General features: G+C 57.7%; 24 protein-coding genes. 22 read left to right on the top strand and 2 right to left on the bottom strand.

All coding sequences use genetic code 11. From position 1 onward, the window contains the following. Positions 1–45: 45 nt before the first annotated feature. Positions 46–621 (bottom strand): WYL domain-containing protein, encoded by a 576-nt coding sequence (locus BM254_RS05025; protein WP_091999676.1) that lies wholly within the window; start codon positions 619–621, stop codon positions 46–48. A 16-nt stretch (positions 622–637) separates the two neighbouring features. Further along, positions 638–1057 (bottom strand): hypothetical protein, encoded by a 420-nt coding sequence (locus tag BM254_RS05020; RefSeq protein WP_091999674.1) that lies wholly within the window; start codon positions 1055–1057, stop codon positions 638–640. Positions 1058–1143: 86 nt separating this feature from the next. Here BM254_RS05020 and BM254_RS05015 point away from each other — a divergent pair, with 86 nt between their 5' ends. The 22 genes from BM254_RS05015 to BM254_RS04910 all read left to right on the top strand — a co-directional run bounded on the left by BM254_RS05015 (position 1144) and on the right by BM254_RS04910 (position 17264). Further along, a complete protein-coding gene (locus tag BM254_RS05015) occupies positions 1144–1380 on the top strand; it encodes a YdaS family helix-turn-helix protein (RefSeq protein WP_091999671.1) in 237 nt (78 codons plus the stop codon). Between the two features lie 81 nt (positions 1381–1461). Further along, positions 1462–2346 carry a toprim domain-containing protein gene (locus BM254_RS05010; RefSeq protein WP_091999668.1) on the top strand — a complete coding sequence of 295 codons (885 nt, stop codon included), beginning with the start codon at positions 1462–1464 and terminating at the stop codon, positions 2344–2346. Continuing rightward, positions 2333–3946: a primase-helicase family protein gene (locus BM254_RS05005; RefSeq protein WP_091999665.1), complete on the top strand. Its 1614-nt coding sequence runs from the start codon at positions 2333–2335 to the stop codon at positions 3944–3946. Before BM254_RS05010 ends, BM254_RS05005 begins: the two co-directional genes overlap by 14 nt. A 325-nt stretch (positions 3947–4271) precedes the next feature. Further along, the gene (locus BM254_RS05000) at positions 4272–4592 is read left to right on the top strand and encodes an antiterminator Q family protein (RefSeq protein ID WP_091999662.1); all 321 of its coding nucleotides are present in this window, start codon (positions 4272–4274) and stop codon (positions 4590–4592) included. Between the two features lie 116 nt (positions 4593–4708). Continuing rightward, positions 4709–5215: a M15 family metallopeptidase gene (locus tag BM254_RS04995; RefSeq protein ID WP_245777369.1), complete on the top strand. Its 507-nt coding sequence runs from the start codon at positions 4709–4711 to the stop codon at positions 5213–5215. A 31-nt stretch (positions 5216–5246) separates the two neighbouring features. Beyond that, positions 5247–5570 carry a phage holin family protein gene (locus tag BM254_RS04990; protein WP_175497206.1) on the top strand — a complete coding sequence of 108 codons (324 nt, stop codon included), beginning with the start codon at positions 5247–5249 and terminating at the stop codon, positions 5568–5570. After that, positions 5567–6040 (top strand): DUF2570 domain-containing protein, encoded by a 474-nt coding sequence (locus BM254_RS04985; protein WP_091999657.1) that lies wholly within the window; start codon positions 5567–5569, stop codon positions 6038–6040. The genes BM254_RS04990 and BM254_RS04985 overlap by 4 nt, the downstream gene beginning before the upstream one ends. Beyond that, a complete protein-coding gene (locus BM254_RS18000) occupies positions 5967–6143 on the top strand; it encodes a hypothetical protein (protein WP_425434478.1) in 177 nt (58 codons plus the stop codon). The genes BM254_RS04985 and BM254_RS18000 overlap by 74 nt, the downstream gene beginning before the upstream one ends. Beyond that, a complete protein-coding gene (locus tag BM254_RS04980) occupies positions 6140–7057 on the top strand; it encodes a hypothetical protein (RefSeq protein WP_091999655.1) in 918 nt (305 codons plus the stop codon). Before BM254_RS18000 ends, BM254_RS04980 begins: the two co-directional genes overlap by 4 nt. After that, positions 7054–7434: a hypothetical protein gene (locus BM254_RS04975; protein ID WP_139227029.1), complete on the top strand. Its 381-nt coding sequence runs from the start codon at positions 7054–7056 to the stop codon at positions 7432–7434. Before BM254_RS04980 ends, BM254_RS04975 begins: the two co-directional genes overlap by 4 nt. Before the next feature lie 43 nt (positions 7435–7477). Then, positions 7478–7825, top strand: coding sequence for a hypothetical protein (locus BM254_RS04970; protein ID WP_091999649.1), 348 nt, complete (start codon positions 7478–7480; stop codon positions 7823–7825). A gap of 194 nt (positions 7826–8019) precedes the next feature. After that, the gene (locus BM254_RS04965) at positions 8020–8538 is read left to right on the top strand and encodes a terminase small subunit (protein ID WP_091999647.1); all 519 of its coding nucleotides are present in this window, start codon (positions 8020–8022) and stop codon (positions 8536–8538) included. Next, the gene (locus tag BM254_RS04960; protein WP_217647734.1) at positions 8423–10441 is read left to right on the top strand and encodes a phage terminase large subunit family protein; all 2019 of its coding nucleotides are present in this window, start codon (positions 8423–8425) and stop codon (positions 10439–10441) included. Before BM254_RS04965 ends, BM254_RS04960 begins: the two co-directional genes overlap by 116 nt. Continuing rightward, the gene (locus BM254_RS04955) at positions 10438–10644 is read left to right on the top strand and encodes a phage head-tail joining protein (protein ID WP_091999641.1); all 207 of its coding nucleotides are present in this window, start codon (positions 10438–10440) and stop codon (positions 10642–10644) included. Before BM254_RS04960 ends, BM254_RS04955 begins: the two co-directional genes overlap by 4 nt. Further along, positions 10641–12233, top strand: coding sequence for a phage portal protein (locus BM254_RS04950; RefSeq protein WP_091999637.1), 1593 nt, complete (start codon positions 10641–10643; stop codon positions 12231–12233). Before BM254_RS04955 ends, BM254_RS04950 begins: the two co-directional genes overlap by 4 nt. Positions 12234–12691: 458 nt before the next feature. Then, positions 12692–14038 carry a S49 family peptidase gene (locus BM254_RS04940; RefSeq protein WP_091999631.1) on the top strand — a complete coding sequence of 449 codons (1347 nt, stop codon included), beginning with the start codon at positions 12692–12694 and terminating at the stop codon, positions 14036–14038. 52 nt (positions 14039–14090) lie between these two features. Next, on the top strand, positions 14091–14459 hold the full coding sequence (locus BM254_RS04935) for a head decoration protein (protein ID WP_091999628.1): 369 nt from the start codon (positions 14091–14093) through the stop codon (positions 14457–14459). 59 nt (positions 14460–14518) lie between these two features. Further along, on the top strand, positions 14519–15529 hold the full coding sequence (locus BM254_RS04930; RefSeq protein WP_091999625.1) for a major capsid protein: 1011 nt from the start codon (positions 14519–14521) through the stop codon (positions 15527–15529). 75 nt (positions 15530–15604) lie between these two features. Further along, on the top strand, positions 15605–15904 hold the full coding sequence (locus BM254_RS04925; RefSeq protein WP_091999622.1) for a hypothetical protein: 300 nt from the start codon (positions 15605–15607) through the stop codon (positions 15902–15904). A gap of 3 nt (positions 15905–15907) precedes the next feature. Continuing rightward, entirely contained in the window at positions 15908–16207 is a 300-nt protein-coding gene (locus BM254_RS04920; RefSeq protein ID WP_091999619.1) for a hypothetical protein, read from the top strand. Next, on the top strand, positions 16204–16794 hold the full coding sequence (locus tag BM254_RS04915; protein WP_091999616.1) for a phage tail protein: 591 nt from the start codon (positions 16204–16206) through the stop codon (positions 16792–16794). The genes BM254_RS04920 and BM254_RS04915 overlap by 4 nt, the downstream gene beginning before the upstream one ends. Beyond that, positions 16791–17264, top strand: coding sequence for a hypothetical protein (locus tag BM254_RS04910; protein ID WP_091999613.1), 474 nt, complete (start codon positions 16791–16793; stop codon positions 17262–17264). The genes BM254_RS04915 and BM254_RS04910 overlap by 4 nt, the downstream gene beginning before the upstream one ends. Position 17265 lies beyond the last annotated feature (1 nt).

Genomic DNA, 17265 nt, shown 5'->3' with positions numbered 1-17265 from the left:
CCGCTTTAGCGGGGAGTCAAGGAAATTTAGAAAAACTTAATCTGGTTATTCTTTAGGGTGCGGCGAGGACTGCGACTCCAAAGTTAGGAACCTGTCTGCAGCTTTATGGAAGTGCTTGAATGCCGAGAAGATTTTACGTCGTGCGGAAACGCTCCATGGTTTCTCCCGCTCTACGCAGGCAAAGTCTGAGTCTTCTTCTCCGTCCCAATACAGCTCGGATGTGTATTTTTCGTAGAATAGGGAGAGCGCAGGTGTCTTTCTGGGCTTACCATTTTTGAAATGATCAAATAGCAGCAAACTTTCCTCAGAAACATCAACCGTCCACCCCTTTTTCTTAAAGTTCTCAAGATGGTGTGCAACCAGGTCTTCAATGTCCTTAAATTTTGGGGATGGAGTAGGGGCCGTGTAACTTTCGGCGGCGTCGCCCTCAAGAATCTCTATCTTGTCAATTCGAAAAACTTTAACCGATTCTGAGCTAAAGCAACGAGCGCGAAGCTTGTCGTCTTTCACTTTAATTGGAGCAATCTGCCTTTTTGCCCCTGGCTGGGATCCTCCATGATAAGCGATTGTCAAAACCTCTCCGTTCTGAGCTGCCTCTTGCAAGACTTCGCTGATGTCCATATCGGTGGCCTCCAGATTATCGATTGGCTGTAATAGTCCTGATGAAGTTGGTTAGGTGGCTTATGGCCTGATCAGACAGAATTTTATTTGAGTGGGCTCTCCTGATGACCTCGATAAGCTGCTCTAACTCTGGATGTTGTTCGGCAGTGTCACGGGCGTAATAGACCTTGGCATTTTCAGCCTGCATATACTCTTTTCTGTTTTCGCTTATGGAGGCTATCCGCTTTGGCTCTTGGCCCTCTTTAATCCACAAGTATCTGAACCCGCTGATTTCGCTCAGTGAAAAAAGGTTGTCTTTGCTGATCTGGCCTGTTTTTTTCCATCGCGCCACGGCTTGTTCTGAAACGTCGCAGTACTCAGCAATACGAACCTGCTTCGCATCGCCGTGTTTGATGGCTTCGTTCAGCCGATTAAGAAATTCTTCATGTTTGTCCATGGCGCAAAAGTAAATTCTTACCTTGTCAATGCACAGCAACGGGGTTAAGCTCGACTTAATTAAATTAAGTTTGCGAGATCGGAGCGATGCACCTGGACGATATTTTCGAGAAGCTGAAGGCTCACCCGAACATCAAAACAAAGCGCAAAGTCGCTCAAATCTGCGGCATCAGCCCGCCTGCTCTCAATTGTTGGAAGCGTGTTCCATCAGAGCACTGTATTGAGTTGGAGCGGGCCTCTGACGGTGCGGTAACACGCTACGAAATGCGACCAGATGTCTTTGGTTCTGGTCCCGATGATGACTCCGGCCAATCCGCCGCATAAGTACCCGTGTAGACACTGACCAGACAGATACTGGATAGAGGGCTCTTTCCATGTCACTTTCCACGAATTGCGGAGGCCGCAATGGACGTTAATGCGGTGCTCACCCAGATGCGCGAACTCGGCCTGGAGGCTGATTCGCTGGATACCTCAGGCCAGCTGGTCCGGGTTCCTGTTTCCCTTCCCCGGCCCGACAAGGGCAGAAAGAAATCCGGATGGTATGTGGTGCATGAGTTTCGCCTGAGCTCTGGTGGCTTTGGCCTGGCTGGCGCATTCGGTAACTACAAGCTGGATGAAAAGCGGAAGGTCGGCATGCCTGAGGGTTCGCTGAGCGAGGCGGACCGGGCGGAATACGAGCGCCGGCGAAAGCAGGCTCAGGAAAAGGCTGCTGAGGAAGCCCGGCGAACGGCTGAGGACTGCCGAAAGCGTGCGAAGAAGATCTGGGCCGGCTTGCCGGAGGAGGGCAAAAGCCCTTACCTGGACAAAAAGGGCATTCGCGCCTATGGGCTGCGGTTCAGCCGGGGCAGTGTTGTTGTGCCCCTGTATCGCCTTGGCGATCCGGTGGAAGGCCAGGCGTTCACGCTGTCTCTTGTTGGCCTGCAGTTCATCGATCCGGAGGGCACAAAGAAGTTCCTGACCGGCACGCCTAAGAAGGGCGCTTTTCACTGGCTGGGCAATATTCCTGAGGTGGATTGCCCGCTGGTGGTGGTTGAGGGGTATGCCACGGGTGCCAGCGTGCACATGGCCACGGGCCTGCCGGTGGCGGTGGCCTTCGATGCCGGCAACCTGGATCCGGTTTGCAGGGCGCTGCGCGGTGCATTGCCGGATGCGCTGATCTGTGTGGCCGGTGATAACGATTCGGAAACCGAAGGCAATCCGGGCGCGAGCAAGGCCCGGGCGGCTGCCAGTGCGGTCGGCGGTGTGTGGGTGGTCCCGGATTTCGCGGAGGGCACCCATGGCGTTGACTGACTTCAATGATCTTCACAAGGCCATGGGCCTGGATGCTGTTCGAAAACAGGTGATGGCCGCCATTGAAGCCGGCCCGGTTAACTCGGAAATACCGGAGGATCAATCTCCCCTGGCCCCCTCTGATTCAGGGGGTGCGGGGGGGGGTGATCCCCTGGAGAATGCCCTGAAGCGCTATGCGCTGATCCATGGGGAAACCAAGGTTTACGATCAGCACGGGAAGAAGGTCTACAAGCAATCGGGCATGAAGGCCACGTTGGGCGCCAAGGTGTTCAATGCGTGGCTGAATCATGAGAGGCGCAAGACCACGACGTGGTTCGAGGTGAACGGCCAGGCGCATGCCCAGCCTGAAAACGATGCAATGGCCCGCATCCTGAACCGGTTCGTGTACATCTACCCGACGAAAAACGTCTGGGACAGCGTGTACCAGGATGTGGTGACGCTGGAAGCGCTGAAGGCGCTGATGCCGACTGAGTACACGCGCTGGATGGAGCATCCCAAGCGGAGGTGGTGCAACCAGGAAGACATTGTTTTTGACCCTACCCAGACATCAGACCCTGAAAAGCAGATCAATACCTTCACCGGCATCCCCCTGGCGCCGGATGAAGCCGCCAAAGACGATTCCTATGTTCGCTGCAATTCGATCCGCCTGCTGTTGCTGCACCTTTGTAATCACGATGAGGAGATTTACGACTGGGTGCTGAAGTGGCTGGCTTACCCGCTGCAGCACGTTGGCGCAAAGCTGGACACTGCCTTGCTGTTTCACTCGGACGTGCAGGGGAGTGGTAAGTCGCTCTTCTTTGGCCGGGTGATGACGGCGATTTACGGGCGATATGCGAGTGTGCTTGGCCAGCACCAGCTGGAATCCCAGTACACGGACTGGCGCAGCCGGTTGTTATATGCAGTGTTCGAGGAGGTGCTTTCCCGGACCGAGAAGCACAACCAGATGGGCACGATTAAGCACATGATTACGGGCACCACCCAGCGGATCGAGCGGAAGTTTGTGTCTGGCTGGGAGGAGGCGAACCATATGAACGGGGTGTTTCTCAGTAACGAGATTCAGCCGTTCCCGCTGGAGCCTTCGGACCGGCGCTTCCTGGTTGTCTGGCCTCGGACAACCCTCAGCGAAAACCTGCAGCATGGCGTTTCCAGGGAGCTGGATAATGGCGGGCCTTCCGCTTTTTACCAGTACCTGCTGGATTATCCCCTGGGCAACTTTAATCCCCACACGAAACCGATTCAGACAACGGCCAGGCAACGGATTGTGGAGTTCAGCCTGCCTAACTTCGAGGTGTTCTATCGGGACTGGAAAGCCGGGGAGCTGGATATTCCATTCCACAGCTGCACAACGCGGGACCTGTACCTTTATTACCGGCGGTGGTGCTCTGAGACGGGTAACCGGCCGCTCACGGAAACCAAGTTGCTGACGATCTTATCGAGCCGGGTGACAAAGTCCCGGGAGCGGTTCCGGGTTCGTGGCGTTGAGCAGCAGGCGATGATGTTTGTGTTGGAGGATCCGCCCCAGGGTAAGTCGAAGATCGATCACCTGGGCGGTTGCGTTGCGGAATTCCGGCTGAAGGCCGGCAATACGGAGCCGGAATGATGGGTATTAACCGTGGTTTGTGCAGGGACGTGCAGGGTACGTGCAGGGTTCAGAAACAACCCTGCACGTGTTCAGGCCTTGGCGCAGAAGGGATGTGCAGGGTGTGCAGGGTGTGCAGGGTTGTTACGCGCGTACGCGTGCGTATGTATTGCACCCGTTATTGAAGGCCTTGTTTTTATTTTTTTCTCACGCGCGAGGATATAACCATGCACACCCTGCACACCCTGCACAAACGTTGGGACAGTAAGGCTGAATACGTGCAGGGTTTAAAAACAACCCTGCACATGGGGTGCACATCGATAAAAACGGAGAATGGGAGAACGTGATGCTTGAGAATACCCGTGGACGGCTTCAGCAGTGGGGTGAGTGGGTACGCAGTGGCGGGCCCAGCCTGGGTTATTCGTCCGTGAGGCTGTCAGCGGCCTCTGGTGGCTGCAATGTGCCGGATGATGAGGCAATGGCTGTGGACCAGGCGGTGGCCTGCCTGAAAACCCGTGAGCCGGATATGCGCAAAGTGCTGGTGGGCTACTACGTGCAGCGGTGGGATTACTCGCAGATCGGCCTGACGGTGAAAATGAGCCGCGAGAAGGTGCGGGTGCTGTTGCGCAGTGCGGAGGCCTGGGTGGATGGACGGCTCTTCGAATAGCGAATTTAGTAAAACTAAATTAGCTTGACTTCGTGCATGCACGGATATAGCCTGAATCACGTACAGTCGCAGAAGTATGGCTGGACACCAAAGAGCCCTGAGGAACCCGGTCAGCGATGGCCGGGTTTTTCTTTTGGGCTTTTGCATTGTTGCGTCATTCGTTTCTCACGTTTGGTCTTGTTGGATTTGCCCGCGGTGGTTGCCGGCGGGCTTTTTTATTTTTGGGGGTTGGCATGGGCTTCAGGTTGAGCAGCAGATCTCTGGCTAGGCTCTCTGGGGTTCATGACGATCTCTTTTCGGTTGTTGAGCGCGCCATCCAGATCACGGATGTGGATTTCACGGTGCTTGAAGGCGTTCGTTCGAAGTCCCGGCAGAAAGAGCTGTTTGAATCTGGTGCGTCTTCCACTATGAACAGCCGGCACTTGACCGGCCATGCGGTTGACCTTGGCGCTTGGGTTACCGGCGGCGTTCGCTGGGACTGGCCGCTGTATTACAAAATCGCCGATGCAATGAAACAGGCCGCCAGTGAGCTAGGCGTGCCAATTGAGTGGGGCGGCGACTGGGTGACTTTCAAGGACGGCCCCCATTTCCAGCTGCCTTGGAATCAATACCCCTCATCCTGATCGCGAACCCCAAACCGTTATGGACAAGAAGATGCTTGAGAAAGCCATCCTAACGCTGTTCCACAAGGTGGCCGAATTCTGGGACACAATCTGGGCCGTGCTGCTCGCCGTGTTCGGTGGCGGTGTAGCCTTCCTCATGGACGTGAAGAACGGGAGCCGGAAGTGGGACTGGAGCGCCTTCGTACTGGCGATCGTGTCCTCTGGCTTCTTCGGCCTGATCACGTACACGGTGTTCTCCGAGATGTTTGCCTGGTCGCCCAGCATGAGCGCCGCCGGTTGCGCCATCGTTGGCCATCTTGGTGCTGAGAAGGTCAAGAAGCTGCTGACGGACTTCTTCACCAGGAAGCTTTCGTGATCTCCGAGGCGATCAAGGCAAAGCTGGCCCCCTGGGTGATTGGTGGTGCGCTGGTGCTGCTTGGCATCCTAGCCGGGACCATTGCCTGGTTGATGGCTGAACGCGACCAGCTGCTGGCCGATGTGGCGAAGATGGGCCAGGCCCTGAACCAAGCGAAGGTAACCAACGCCGAGAACCAGAACCGGATTGATGAGCTTCAGGCGGACATCCAGTGGCGAGACCAGAAAGCCCTGGAACGCCAGCAACGCCAACGGCAACAGGCCCGGCAGCTGGCTGCGGTTCAGTCTGAACTTGAGGAGGCGCTGAAAGATGCCCCGTGTAGCGGCCCTGATTATCTGTGGCCTGACGCTGTTTTTGAGCGGATGCGTGAAGACACAGTATCTGACGAGGACGGAAGTGGTCCGGCAGGAAGTGCCAGCCCAGTACCTGGAACCAACACCGATCCCGGCACCGCAAAGCCAGCGAATTGACCATTGCCCGATCTGGGGCGAGGCGCTAAAGGCGGCTATTACCCAGTGCAATGCCGATAAGTCTGATGCCCGTGAGTGGCAATCCAAAGGTGAATCAAAGTGAGCGTAGCAAGTCCCATCGTCAGACCGTTATTCCGGCCGCTGTTTCGCTCTGTGTTCCGTGGATCTGCGTTTGACCCTCTGAGCCTGTTTGCCAATGGCGAGCAAGGGGCTTTCTATCTGCCTGAGCCGCAGTATTTGTATCAGGATAGCGCAGAGACGATTCCGGTTACGGCTGACGGCGATCCGGTTGGGTTGATGCTAGATAAGTCTCAAGGTTTGAGGCTTGGAACTGAGCAGGTGGCAAACGGCGGTTTTGATGCCGACACCGACTGGACGAAAGAGTCCGTTTGGACGATTGCTGGAGGCGTTGCTCAAGCAGATGGTTCAACTGCCGGGAATATATACCAACCCGGAATTTTAACTATTGGAAAGCGGTACAAGATTAAATTCGGCGTAACATTTGGCGGCACGGAAGGAGAGGCTTTGACCTTGCGCTTCAACCCCGATGGGGCCAACGTTTGGGCAAGGGAGTACACCGAGGGCGACGGCACTGTTGAGCTGAACATTGAGGCAACTGGCGTTGACTTTGTGATTAGAGCTGGATGGCTAGGTACAGGTTCGTTCTTTAGCGGCACCATTGACAATGTCTCAGTAAAAGAGCTCGCAGGCAATCACGCCGCACAATCCGCATCCGCAAGCAAACGCTTATATCGCACAGATGGAACGCTGAATTGGCTGGAAGACGACCTGTTCGATGACGCCATCACTGCAAACCTCCCTGATCTTGGCACTAATGCAACTTTGGCTTACGCCGATGGCTCTGGCGTAACCATCCTGACAGGCCAGACCATAAGCGGTGATACCAATCTGCCTACTGTTGCCGAGACCTACAGCGTTATTTATCTGGATCGACCGCTCACTGCCGATGAGACGGCAGCGGTGACGAAATATCTCAACAAGCTGAGGGGCGCATGATGAACTGGACTGGCCGTTACTGTTTAGTAGTCAGCAACGGGGTTCTGAAGAACAGCTCAGATGTGTTCAGCATCCTTGATCCGGATGTCGGAGGAACAAATACATTCACTGTTCCGTTGTCTGCCGATGGCACAGGTGATCCGACGCATTGGGCGGCCTATACGCCGCTTCAGGTGGAAACCCGTGATGCGCTGCTCAATATGACCACAACGGAATTCAAGACTTACGTCGACCAGTTGGCCCAAGAGCGTGGCCGTGAGCCCGCAGGTTCGATCACTGCTTTCAAAAACGACCTCCAAATGAGCGCAGAAGACGCCAACCCATGGGACTTTATTGCAAGCCTGGGGCTTCAGCGAATTGTGCCCGATACCATTTAAGCCCTAACTCCCTCTCCCAATAACTATTGATACAGGTGACGACATGAGCGCCAAATACCTTGCGCCTGATGTAGGCGACAGACAGTTCCTGGATAACAACGCGATTGCTCGTCAGCGTTTCAATCACAAGGAGACGGTGAACGGCACGAGTGACTGGATTGTGATCCCACCAGGTCCTGATGAGTTCACCGTGAGTGTTGATCCTTCAGCCGGTACTGCCCGGGTTGAATACACCCAGGATACGATCCAAGAAGCTGAGGCTGGGACTGCTACTTCACAGCCCTGGCCGGATGGAGATGTGAGCACTTATGCCGATGGCGTCATGGCAAATTCTGTAACAGCCGTCCGCTGTGTGAGCACGGCAGACACGAACTTCCGGGTAACCATGTGATCCGGGACCCAACGGGTCCTTCCAGAGAGGTGCGGCCAACGAGGGCAGCGCAGACGCGGAATTTTTGCACACCTCAGGCGGCCTTGGCCTTCCTTCCTCACTTTAAGAACAAGCACTTACGGGATAGCTGAACTGCTGAATTCGAACATTAACGGATTCAGAGGGCGATTTCGTATCAAAAAACGGGCGTTCTGATGGGTAAGCGAGTGAACAAGCGAGAGCTGGCAGAGATCTTTGGTATCTCTGAGCGCTCCTTCACGACCTACCAGAAGGACCCATCGTTCCCCGTTGCCAAAGCCGGCCAGCGTGGCCAGGCAAATGAGTACGACACCCAGGACGTTCATGAATGGCTGGTGGAGCGCGCGGTCAGTGGGGCCAAACACGAGAACTCACGTGAGCGGCTGGACCGGATCAAGGGCGATCGTGAAGAGCTGGCCCTGGCGAAAGATCTTGAAGAACTGGTGCCCGCGGCACTGGTAGGGGCTCGATTGGAACAGGTGGTGCTGGCGATCAGAACGGGTGTTCTGACTGGCAACCCGAAACTCAAGACAGAGATCGACACGCTGTATGACGTTGATCTCGATATCGAGCTATTGAATGAGCATTCTCGATCCATCCTCAGACAACTGGCAGGCCTTGGCGGCCAACCTGGAGCGGGTGATCGCCCAGACTCTTCTGAAGTTCGAGCCGCCACAGAAGATCAGCTCGACTGAGTGGGCCAACGAATACCGGTACCTTGCCCAGGAGAGCAGCCCCATGCCGGGCAAGTACTCAACGGATCTCACTCCGTGGGTGCCGGGCATGCTGGATGCCATGGACGATCCGAAGGCCAAAGAGGTTGTCTGCATGAAGTCCGCCCAGGTGGCATGGACGGATGGTGTCTGGAACAACTACCTCGGGCGCCGGATCCATAACGATCCGTGCCCGATCGTCCTGCTGTTCCCGAAGGACAAGACGATCCGCAAGTACCTGGACCAGAAGTTTGTCCCCATGGTTGAGGCCACTGAGGTGCTCCGGCCGCTGGTGGATGTGTCCACGTCCAGGAGCACCGGCAACCGAACCGACTTCAAGAAGTTCCCGGGCGGGTTCCTGGCACTGGTGGCCAGTAACGCGCCGGATAACGTGAAGTCGCTTTCCGCGCCGGTGGTGTGTGTCGAGGAACCCGACGACTGCAACACCAACGTCAAAGGGCAGGGCGACTCGGTCAAGCTCCTCGAGGAGCGGGCGAAAACCTACGAATACCGGAAGGTCATCTTCGGCGGCACACCAACGGTTAAGGGCTTGTCCCGGGTTGAAAAGGCCTATCTGGCCAGCGACCAACGCAAGTTCTACGTGCCTTGCCATGAGTGTGGCGATAGCCACGTGCTCAGCTGGGACAACGTGATATGGGATGAGGAAGCGGAACTGATCGATGAGATCTACGGCAAAGCCCAGCCGGAAACCGCGCGCTATGTGTGCCCCCATTGCGGAGTGCCCTGGCGGGATGTCGACAAGAACCGAAACGTCCGCAAAGGGAAGTGGCAAGCCGAAAGACCTTTCCGTGGCGTAGCCGGCTTCTACATCAACGAGCTTTACAGCCCGTTCCCTGGCTCCAAGCTGGCCATGCTGGTGGAGCGATACCTCAAGGCCAAGCATGCCCAGGAGCAGGGCGACGAAGCCGATATGATCGTCTTCGAGAACAGCTGCCTTGGGCTGGCCTATGAGTACCGGACCGACGCGCCCTCGACCGATGCCCTTGCAGAGCGGGCCCTGAATTACCAGGAGGGTACCGTGCCGGCCGGCGGGCTGTTGCTCACCGTTGGGGTAGACGTACAGCACGACCGCCTGGCGGTGATTGTCCGGGCCTGGGGCCGGGGAGAGGAAAGCTGGTTGGTGTACTGGGGCGAAATTGCAGCCCAGGGCAGCTGCACTGATAAGACGGATCCGGTCTGGGACGAACTCGACCGGTTCATCTTCGGTGTCTACCAGCATGAGCTCGGCTTTGGCCTGCATGTATCGGCAGCCAGCATTGACTCCTCCGATGGCCAGACCAACGACGCAGTTTACAGCTACGTGCGAAGCCGCCGTGGCCGGGGCGTCAAGATCATGGCCATCAAAGGTGAATCGACCAACATCAACCGGGAGATCGTAACCCCGGCCAAGAAGGTCGACGTGAACAACAAGGCTACCAAGGCCTCCCGCTATGGTCTTCCGGTCCACATCATCGGCACGCATAAGGCCAAAGACCTGATCGATGCCCGGCTGAAACTCACCGGCAACGGCCCGGGCCGGATGCATTGGTACGAGAACGTCCGCTCCGATTACTACGACCAGATCACCAGCGAAATCAAAGCGCCTTCTCGCCAACGTGGCGGCCGAAAAGTCTGGCAGCCAAAAGCAGGCGTCCGGAACGAGGTTTTGGATTGCGAGGTGTACGCACTGCACGCGGCACGCACCCTGAAGGCCCACATCAAGAAAGCCGCCGATTGGGATGCCCTGGAAGCCAAGCACAAGCAGGGCGACTTGCTGGCGCCATCGGCACCTGAGATCCCCCGGGAGATACCCGCAGCCGATAAACAGGCCAAGCCTGCCAAAGAGCGCAGAAGCTTTGCCGACATAGCCCGGAGAATGAAATGACCATCGAGACCCAACTGGCAGAAGCCCGAGAGGCTTACCACAAGCTGATTACCGGCCAGTCTGTGGTGCGTATCCAGCGTGACGGCAAAACCGTGGAATACTCCCAGGCCAGCAAGAAAGACCTGGCCGCCTACATAGCAGACCTGGAAAGCCAGCTTGGCGGTGCTGGGCGCCGCCGCCGGCCCGCGAGGTTCATCCTGTGAAAGCACCTGATATCAAACTGCTGGATGCCCGCGGGCGTCCGCTGCCGAGCGCGGAATCCTATACCGGCACCGGTACCGGGTTTGGCGGCCAGCTGCAGCGCTGGAACCCACGGCCGAAAACCGCCGATGCTGCCTTGCTACCGGAACTGAAGCGCGGCAACGCCAGGGCAGAAGACCTGGTGCGCAACCACGGCCTGGCCAGCAACGGCGTGCAGCTGCACGTGGATAACATCGTTGGCCACCTGTTCCGCCTGAGTTACAAGCCGCGTTGGCGGGCCCTGGGCATGAGCGAAGAGGATGCCCGGGATTTCGCGCGTGACGTTGAGGCTGCATTCACCGAGTGGGCCGAAGACCCCATCAACTGCTGGGTCGACGCAGAGCGCAAGCGCACCCTTACCATGATGGTGCGTGAAGTCGTTGCTACCCATAGCACCGTGGGCGAAGCCATGGGCTCAGCCGAATGGATCGAGCGCCGGCCCGGGGCCTTGTACGCAACTGCGATCAAGATGGTGAACACCCATCGGGTCAGCAACCCGAACTTCAGCGGTGACACTGCCCGCCGCCGCTCCGGTGTTGAGATCGACCGCTTCGGGGCCGCTCGTGCCTTCTGGGTACGGAACCACGATACCACCGGCTACGGCTTCTCCGATGGCTTCGGCACCGAGTGGCGCCGCGTACCCAGGGAAACCAGCTGGGGGCGCCAGCAGTTCCTGCACGTGTTCGAGCCGCGTGGCGATGGCCAGACCCGGGGCGCCAACCAGTTCCTGAGCGTGATGGAACAGCTGCCTCAGCTGGGCAAGCTGCAACAGACCAAGCTTCAGAACGCCATCGTGAACGCCATGTATGCGGCGGTTATCGAGAGTGAGCTGGGCAGCGAAGCAGCTATGGAAATCATCGGTGGCGAGATCGGCACCGACAAGCTCGAGGACTACATGACCGCCCTGGCGGACTACCACGAGGGCGCGGATATTCGCCTCAATGGCGTCAAGATCCCGCATCTGATGCCTGGCGAAGAACTGAAGCTGATGACTAGCAGCAATGCGGACAACGGTTTCAGTGAGCTGGAGTCTTCCATCATCCGCTGGATCGCCGCCGGCCTGAATGTGCCATATGAGGCGCTGGCCAAGGACTACAGCAAGACCACCTACAGCAGCGCTCGTGCCTCCATGATGGAAGGCTGGCGCTACTACATGGGCCGCCGCAAGATCATCGCCAGCCGGTGGGCCTCCATGGTCTTCGCCCTTTGGCTCGAAGAAGCGCTGGATCGTGGCGTGATCAGGATGCCTCGCAGCGCCAGCCGGGGCTTCTACGAAGCGAAGGCCTCCTGGTGCAACGCGGAATGGATCGGCTCAGGCCGCCTGGCCATTGATGGCCTGAAGGAAGTGAAGGAATCCATCCTGCTGATCGAATCCGGCCTGTCCACCTACGAGAAAGAGCTGGCCAAGATGGGTGAGGATTACCAGGAGATCTTCGCCCAGCAAGTCCGGGAAATGGAAGAACGTCGCAACGCCGGCCTGCCGCCGCCCAGCTGGGTGAAGGCGCTGGCGCTGGCTCCTGAAGAGCAGCCACAAGAAGAGGTTGCGAACTAAATCAACTGTGCTTGACTGAAGGTGTGCCGCATAAAGCGGCATCTTCAATTCACGTTTACCTCAAGGAACTGGAGGTTGAATGAGCACGGTTAAAATAGGGACCGATGAGCGTCCTTTGGAGAATGCGACCCCGCAGTGGATTAACCAGCAGATCAACAACAGGCGAAATGATGGCGAGTCAGTCTGCGTGATTGTTCGCCTGAGAGATCCATACCCCGAGTTGAACCTTGCCACTCCAACATGTGGAGGGGGAGGGGCTGGACAGACAAAACAATACTCGGACAGAGAATCGGCAATCCTCGCATTGTGGCGCGAAGGAGTGGGCCAAACCGAATTCACCGGTGGTGATTTGGTCTCATTCTTGGCGAGGCTCAAAACCGTATAGCACTGCCTTCATCATTCGTTACATGCAAACCAAACCCCGCTCCGGCGGGGTTTTTTTATGCCCGGAGAAAACCATGCGAAACCAGAACATTGCAGCCCGCGTGCTGAATCAGCCATTGCTGCTGGAACCTGGCTATGCCCGGGTGTTCATTGGCGCGTTGGCGCCCCGGCTTGGTATCGCCTCGCTGCAGGATGAATTCGGCCTGATCGAGTCCCAGGAAAAGCTCCGCCTGCGGGCAGACAGCTTTGATCCGGACCGCCCCCGGCACCGGCCTTATGAGGTGTTGAACGGAGTGGCTGTGATCCCGGTTGCCGGTACGCTGGTCCACAAGTTTGGTCACCTGCAGCCGTACTCCGGCATGACCGGTTATGACGGAATCATTGCCCGCGTTGAAGAAGCCCTGTCGGATAGCACCGTTGAAGGGATCCTCCTGGACATCGACTCCCCGGGTGGAGAAGTCTCCGGCTGCTTCGACACCGCTCGCCGGCTCCATGAGTTGCGGGGCGTGAAGCCCATCGGCTCCATTGCCTACGACACTGCTTGCAGCGCCGCCATGGCCCTGCACAGCGCCACCGATTACCGCTACACCACAACCACGGCGCGCAGTGGCTCGGTTGGTGTGGTGATGATGCACGCCAGCTTTGAACAGCAGCTGGCTGAGAACGGCATCGAAGTCACCCTGATTCACTCCGGGGCGTTCAAGGTAGACGGCAATCCCTATGAGAACTTGCCGGAGCGGGTACTTGCCAATTTCCAGAGCCAGTCGGACCGGATCCGGAACGAATTCGCCGAAATGGTCGCTGCCCAGATCGGGCTTTCAGTATCGGATGTGCTTGCCACTGAGGCGGCCATCTACACCGGGCAGGACGCAATCGATGTTGGATTTGCGGACGAGCTCATCAACGGCCACGACATGCTGGCCGCCTTCTCTGACTACATCCAAACCACGACAACCACCGGAGTCAGCACCATGACGATTGGAAACCAGAACAAGCCGGCGGCTGCCGCCCCGGCCTCTACTGCAGCACCTGCACAAACCCCGGCACCGGAAGCGACCCAGCCCGAACCGGTTGATACCGCCAAGCTGGCTGCCGAAGCCCAGGCCGCTGAACAGGAACGCATTGCCGGAATCCTCCAGGCGGAAGAAGCCGAAGGCAAAACCAAGCTCGCTCAACACCTGGCATTCAAAACCAAGATGTCGGTTGACGAAGCCAAGGCCGCACTGGCTGCTGCCGATACCGCTCAGCCGAAGGCTGGCAGCGAAAGCCTGCTGGAAGCCGCCATGGGCAAAACCAAACAGCCCGAAATTTCCGCTGAAGCTGAAGCCGAGGCAGATCAGGGCGGCGAGCTGAAGGGCGGGGCCCGCCTAGCCGCGGCGCACGCTGCTGCTACTGGCAACGGCAAGAAGACCACCCACTGATCGGGCCACGCCGGCCCGACCACTGAACTGATTTAACCAAGAGGAAAACACCATGTCTGACCTGTATGCAGGCTCCTCCTACGAGGCCTATACACCCTCTCCGTTCGTGCTCGGTGGGTTGGTCGCCTTTGAAGGCGGCACCCTGGCCAGCGGCCAGAACCTGACGAAGGGCACCGTCATCGGCCGTGTAACTGCTACCGGCAAGCTGATCCAGTCCGTTGAAACCGCCACCGATGGCTCTGAGAGCCCCGTTGGCATCCTGAACCACGACTGCGACGCCAGCGGTGGCGACGCCCCTTGCGTTTTCGTGAAGGGTGGTGACATCGACAAGAACCAGCTCACCTGGGATGCCAGCTGGACCGCAACGCTGCAGCTGAGCGCGTTCGACCGTACCCCGATCACCCTGGTAACCCCGGAGTGATCTCCGGGCAGTGAACCACCACTGACCACAACCGCTAACTGATCGACAGGAGATCACCCATGACCTATAGCACCGTTGAACTGCTGGATGGTGTCCGCCGCCTGGACCCGTTCATGCCATTCCTGCTGAACCTGGTATGCCCGGGTTCCGTGACCTTCGGCACTCAGGAAATCGCCTTTGATGCCTGGGAAGCCGATATGAAACTGGCTCCGTTCGTGAGCCCCTACGTTCCTGGCCAGATCTCGCAGCAGCCAGGCGGTGAAGTGCGCAAGTTCAAGGCGCCGTACCTCAAGCCGAAAGACGTGGTTGATCCGGCCCGCGTACTGGTTCGCCGCCCGGGCGAATCCTTCAGCGCACCGCTCAGCCCCGTGCAACGGGCCGATGCGATCCGCATGGACATCATGGATACCCACCGCCAGAAGATCCGCCGCCGGGAAGAGTGGATGATTGCCCAGATCCTCCGCACTGGTCAGGTCACCGTTTCCGGCCCGAAGTATCCCACCAGCCTGCTGGACTTCCGCCGTGACGCCAACCTCACCATCGACATCTCCGGTGGTGCAGCTGCCTGGGACCAGACCACTGCCAAGCCGGTAGAGGACCTGGAGGACTGGTTCGCCATGCTGGAATCCCCGGCCACGCACGTGATCTTTGGCCGCGGTGCCTTCCGCCGGGCCCTGGAAAGCGCAGCGTTCAAGGAGCTGGTTGATTCCCGCCGCGGTTCCGATACCCAGCTGGAAATGGCACCGGCTGAAACCGATGCCTTCTACCGTGGCCGTCTCGGAGGTTCCGGCCCTGAGCTGTGGACCTACAGCGGCTGGTACCACGACGCCAACGGCACCAAGCAGTTCTTCGTGCCGGACAACGAGATCATCATCGTCAGCGCCGCTGGCTCTCGTGGTGTTCGTGCCTACGGCGCCATCCTGGATGCCAACGCGCAGTATCAGGAAGCAGAACTGTGGCCGAAGAACTTCACCACCGATGACCCCGGCCAGGAATACATCATGACCCAGTCCGGCCCGCTGCCGGTGGTGCGTCGGATCGACGCCACCATGGGCGTCACTGTGTACTGATTCGCCACGGGAACTTGAGCCGGCCATGTGCCGGCTCCTTTTTACAGCCGATAAACAGCTAGAAGGTGACTCACAATGAGCAGCAAAAAAGTGAAAGTGGTTTACATCAAGCGGGTTGAAGACCGTGATAAGCAGGGCCGGAAGACGGTGATCGAAGCTGGTACCAAAGCGGAGATGACGCCCCCCCAGGCGAAGAAAGCCCAGCACGTAGTGCGCGTACTCAAGGAAGACCAGCCAGCCTCACAGCCCGCCAAGGTCAGCGGCCAGCCGCCTGCAGTTGGTGGTGACGGTGATGGCACCGGCGATGGTGACGAAGGCGGTGAAGGAGACGGCACCGGCGCGGGTGAAGAAGGCGACGGCGCAACCGGGGACTAACCCGTGTCGCTTTTTGATTCGGCGGAGGACGCACTGTCCTCCGCTCAGTTCAAACACTTCGCCGATGACGGGTATTACGATGGATCGGCAGAGCCGAACTGTCGAGTGATTGTAGACACCGAAACCTTGTGGCTTCAGGGAGAGGAGTCCACCTCTGCCCGGGAACAGGTCTCCCTTTCGTTCTTGTTATCCGAGGTGAATCCACAACGAGGCAAAATTGTGATCGTTGGTGGTAAGTCCTACAAACTCGGGCAACGGGTAAAGACCACGGCCAACGAAGCGGTCCACCTGGTGAGTAAATGAGAGTAGAAGCGGACATCGCTGGTGATAAAAGAGCGCTTACGTTCTTGCGGAGACTGGGGAAAGAGGGCCAGAAAGCAATCACCAGGGCGACGAACAATGCCGGCCGGAAAGCCCGTACTTTGGCGAGTACCGAGATCCGCAAGGATGTGCGGCTGAAAGCGGGCTATGTCCGGAAGAAGCTTAAAATCAGAAGGGCCACCAACAAGAACCAAGTTTTTGCGATTCGAGCCAAAAGACGCGGCGTGCTGATGACCCGTTACCCATACCGGGAGCTGAAGCGCGGTGGCGTCAGTGTTGGCATTAAGAAAGGCGGTCCTCGAAAAGTGCTCAAGGGAGCATTTGTTACCACCGTTAGCGCAGACGGTAAGCGGGTGCCTGTGATTGCCGTCCCGGTGCGGAGGGGGCCTGACGGAAAGCGCCCGAAGTACAAGACAGGTAATACCAAAATCCAGGTTCTTTATTCGCCTTCGGTTTCCCAGGTGTTTAACACAGTACGCACGCGGATCACTCCGGAGGTTATGCGCTACTTCGAGATCCAGGTTGATAAAGAGGTCAACCAGGCAATCAAGAGGATCACGGCACGATGAAATCAAAAGTCAGTGCAATCATTGAAAGCGTTATCCAGAAGGTTTCCGGCATTACTGCTGGCAGCGGGTATGTGAACACCGTGTCCAAGGTAGAGGGTGGCCAGCGGAACTTTGATGAAAATGAATTGGAAGCCGGCGTGTGCCTGTGTGTGGCATACGCGGGTACTGAATTGGCATCGAAAAGCAACGGGGCGCCGCAGCAAGTTTCAAGCCTCTCACTGGTGATTGAGGCGCACAAGCTAAACAGCGCGAACACCGATATCCAGGCGGAGGGCCTGGATCTTCTGGCAGATATTGAAAAAGCCGTTCTTGGAAAGACCGATTACCTGAACCAAAGCTACGTGATGCCGCGCGGCATCCTGAATGAATCTGAAACGGTGGAGATCAGCGAGGACGGCAACGCGATCGTGGCCACCAGCATCGTCACTATCCCTTTCATAAAGCAGTACGCCAACCCCCATGAGGAGTGAG

The organism is Marinobacter pelagius (assembly GCF_900114925.1).
Classification (GTDB): domain Bacteria; phylum Pseudomonadota; class Gammaproteobacteria; order Pseudomonadales; family Oleiphilaceae; genus Marinobacter; species Marinobacter pelagius.
The sequence above is the reverse complement of the archived record's forward strand: the minus strand, read 5'-3'. Positions and strand labels throughout refer to the sequence as shown.

What these genes read in the sequence shown, in the direction of transcription:
- BM254_RS05020 (WP_091999674.1), bottom strand. Translation starts at nt 1,057, where the DNA reads ATGGACAAACATGAAGAATTTCTTAATCGGCTGAACGAAGCCATCAAA.
- BM254_RS05010 (WP_091999668.1), top strand. Translation starts at nt 1,462, where the DNA reads ATGGACGTTAATGCGGTGCTCACCCAGATGCGCGAACTCGGCCTGGAG.
- BM254_RS04970 (WP_091999649.1), top strand. Translation starts at nt 7,478, where the DNA reads ATGAGCGCCAAATACCTTGCGCCTGATGTAGGCGACAGACAGTTCCTG.
- BM254_RS04960 (WP_217647734.1), top strand. Translation starts at nt 8,423, where the DNA reads ATGAGCATTCTCGATCCATCCTCAGACAACTGGCAGGCCTTGGCGGCC.
- BM254_RS04925 (WP_091999622.1), top strand. Translation starts at nt 15,605, where the DNA reads ATGAGCAGCAAAAAAGTGAAAGTGGTTTACATCAAGCGGGTTGAAGAC.
- BM254_RS04975 (WP_139227029.1), top strand. Translation starts at nt 7,054, where the DNA reads ATGATGAACTGGACTGGCCGTTACTGTTTAGTAGTCAGCAACGGGGTT.
- BM254_RS05025 (WP_091999676.1), bottom strand. Translation starts at nt 621, where the DNA reads ATGGACATCAGCGAAGTCTTGCAAGAGGCAGCTCAGAACGGAGAGGTT.
- BM254_RS05015 (WP_091999671.1), top strand. Translation starts at nt 1,144, where the DNA reads ATGCACCTGGACGATATTTTCGAGAAGCTGAAGGCTCACCCGAACATC.
- BM254_RS04910 (WP_091999613.1), top strand. Translation starts at nt 16,791, where the DNA reads ATGAAATCAAAAGTCAGTGCAATCATTGAAAGCGTTATCCAGAAGGTT.
- BM254_RS04990 (WP_175497206.1), top strand. Translation starts at nt 5,247, where the DNA reads ATGCTTGAGAAAGCCATCCTAACGCTGTTCCACAAGGTGGCCGAATTC.
- BM254_RS04955 (WP_091999641.1), top strand. Translation starts at nt 10,438, where the DNA reads ATGACCATCGAGACCCAACTGGCAGAAGCCCGAGAGGCTTACCACAAG.
- BM254_RS04995 (WP_245777369.1), top strand. Translation starts at nt 4,709, where the DNA reads ATGGCCGGGTTTTTCTTTTGGGCTTTTGCATTGTTGCGTCATTCGTTT.
- BM254_RS04915 (WP_091999616.1), top strand. Translation starts at nt 16,204, where the DNA reads ATGAGAGTAGAAGCGGACATCGCTGGTGATAAAAGAGCGCTTACGTTC.
- BM254_RS05005 (WP_091999665.1), top strand. Translation starts at nt 2,333, where the DNA reads ATGGCGTTGACTGACTTCAATGATCTTCACAAGGCCATGGGCCTGGAT.
- BM254_RS04930 (WP_091999625.1), top strand. Translation starts at nt 14,519, where the DNA reads ATGACCTATAGCACCGTTGAACTGCTGGATGGTGTCCGCCGCCTGGAC.
- BM254_RS04935 (WP_091999628.1), top strand. Translation starts at nt 14,091, where the DNA reads ATGTCTGACCTGTATGCAGGCTCCTCCTACGAGGCCTATACACCCTCT.
- BM254_RS05000 (WP_091999662.1), top strand. Translation starts at nt 4,272, where the DNA reads ATGCTTGAGAATACCCGTGGACGGCTTCAGCAGTGGGGTGAGTGGGTA.
- BM254_RS04940 (WP_091999631.1), top strand. Translation starts at nt 12,692, where the DNA reads ATGCGAAACCAGAACATTGCAGCCCGCGTGCTGAATCAGCCATTGCTG.
- BM254_RS04965 (WP_091999647.1), top strand. Translation starts at nt 8,020, where the DNA reads ATGGGTAAGCGAGTGAACAAGCGAGAGCTGGCAGAGATCTTTGGTATC.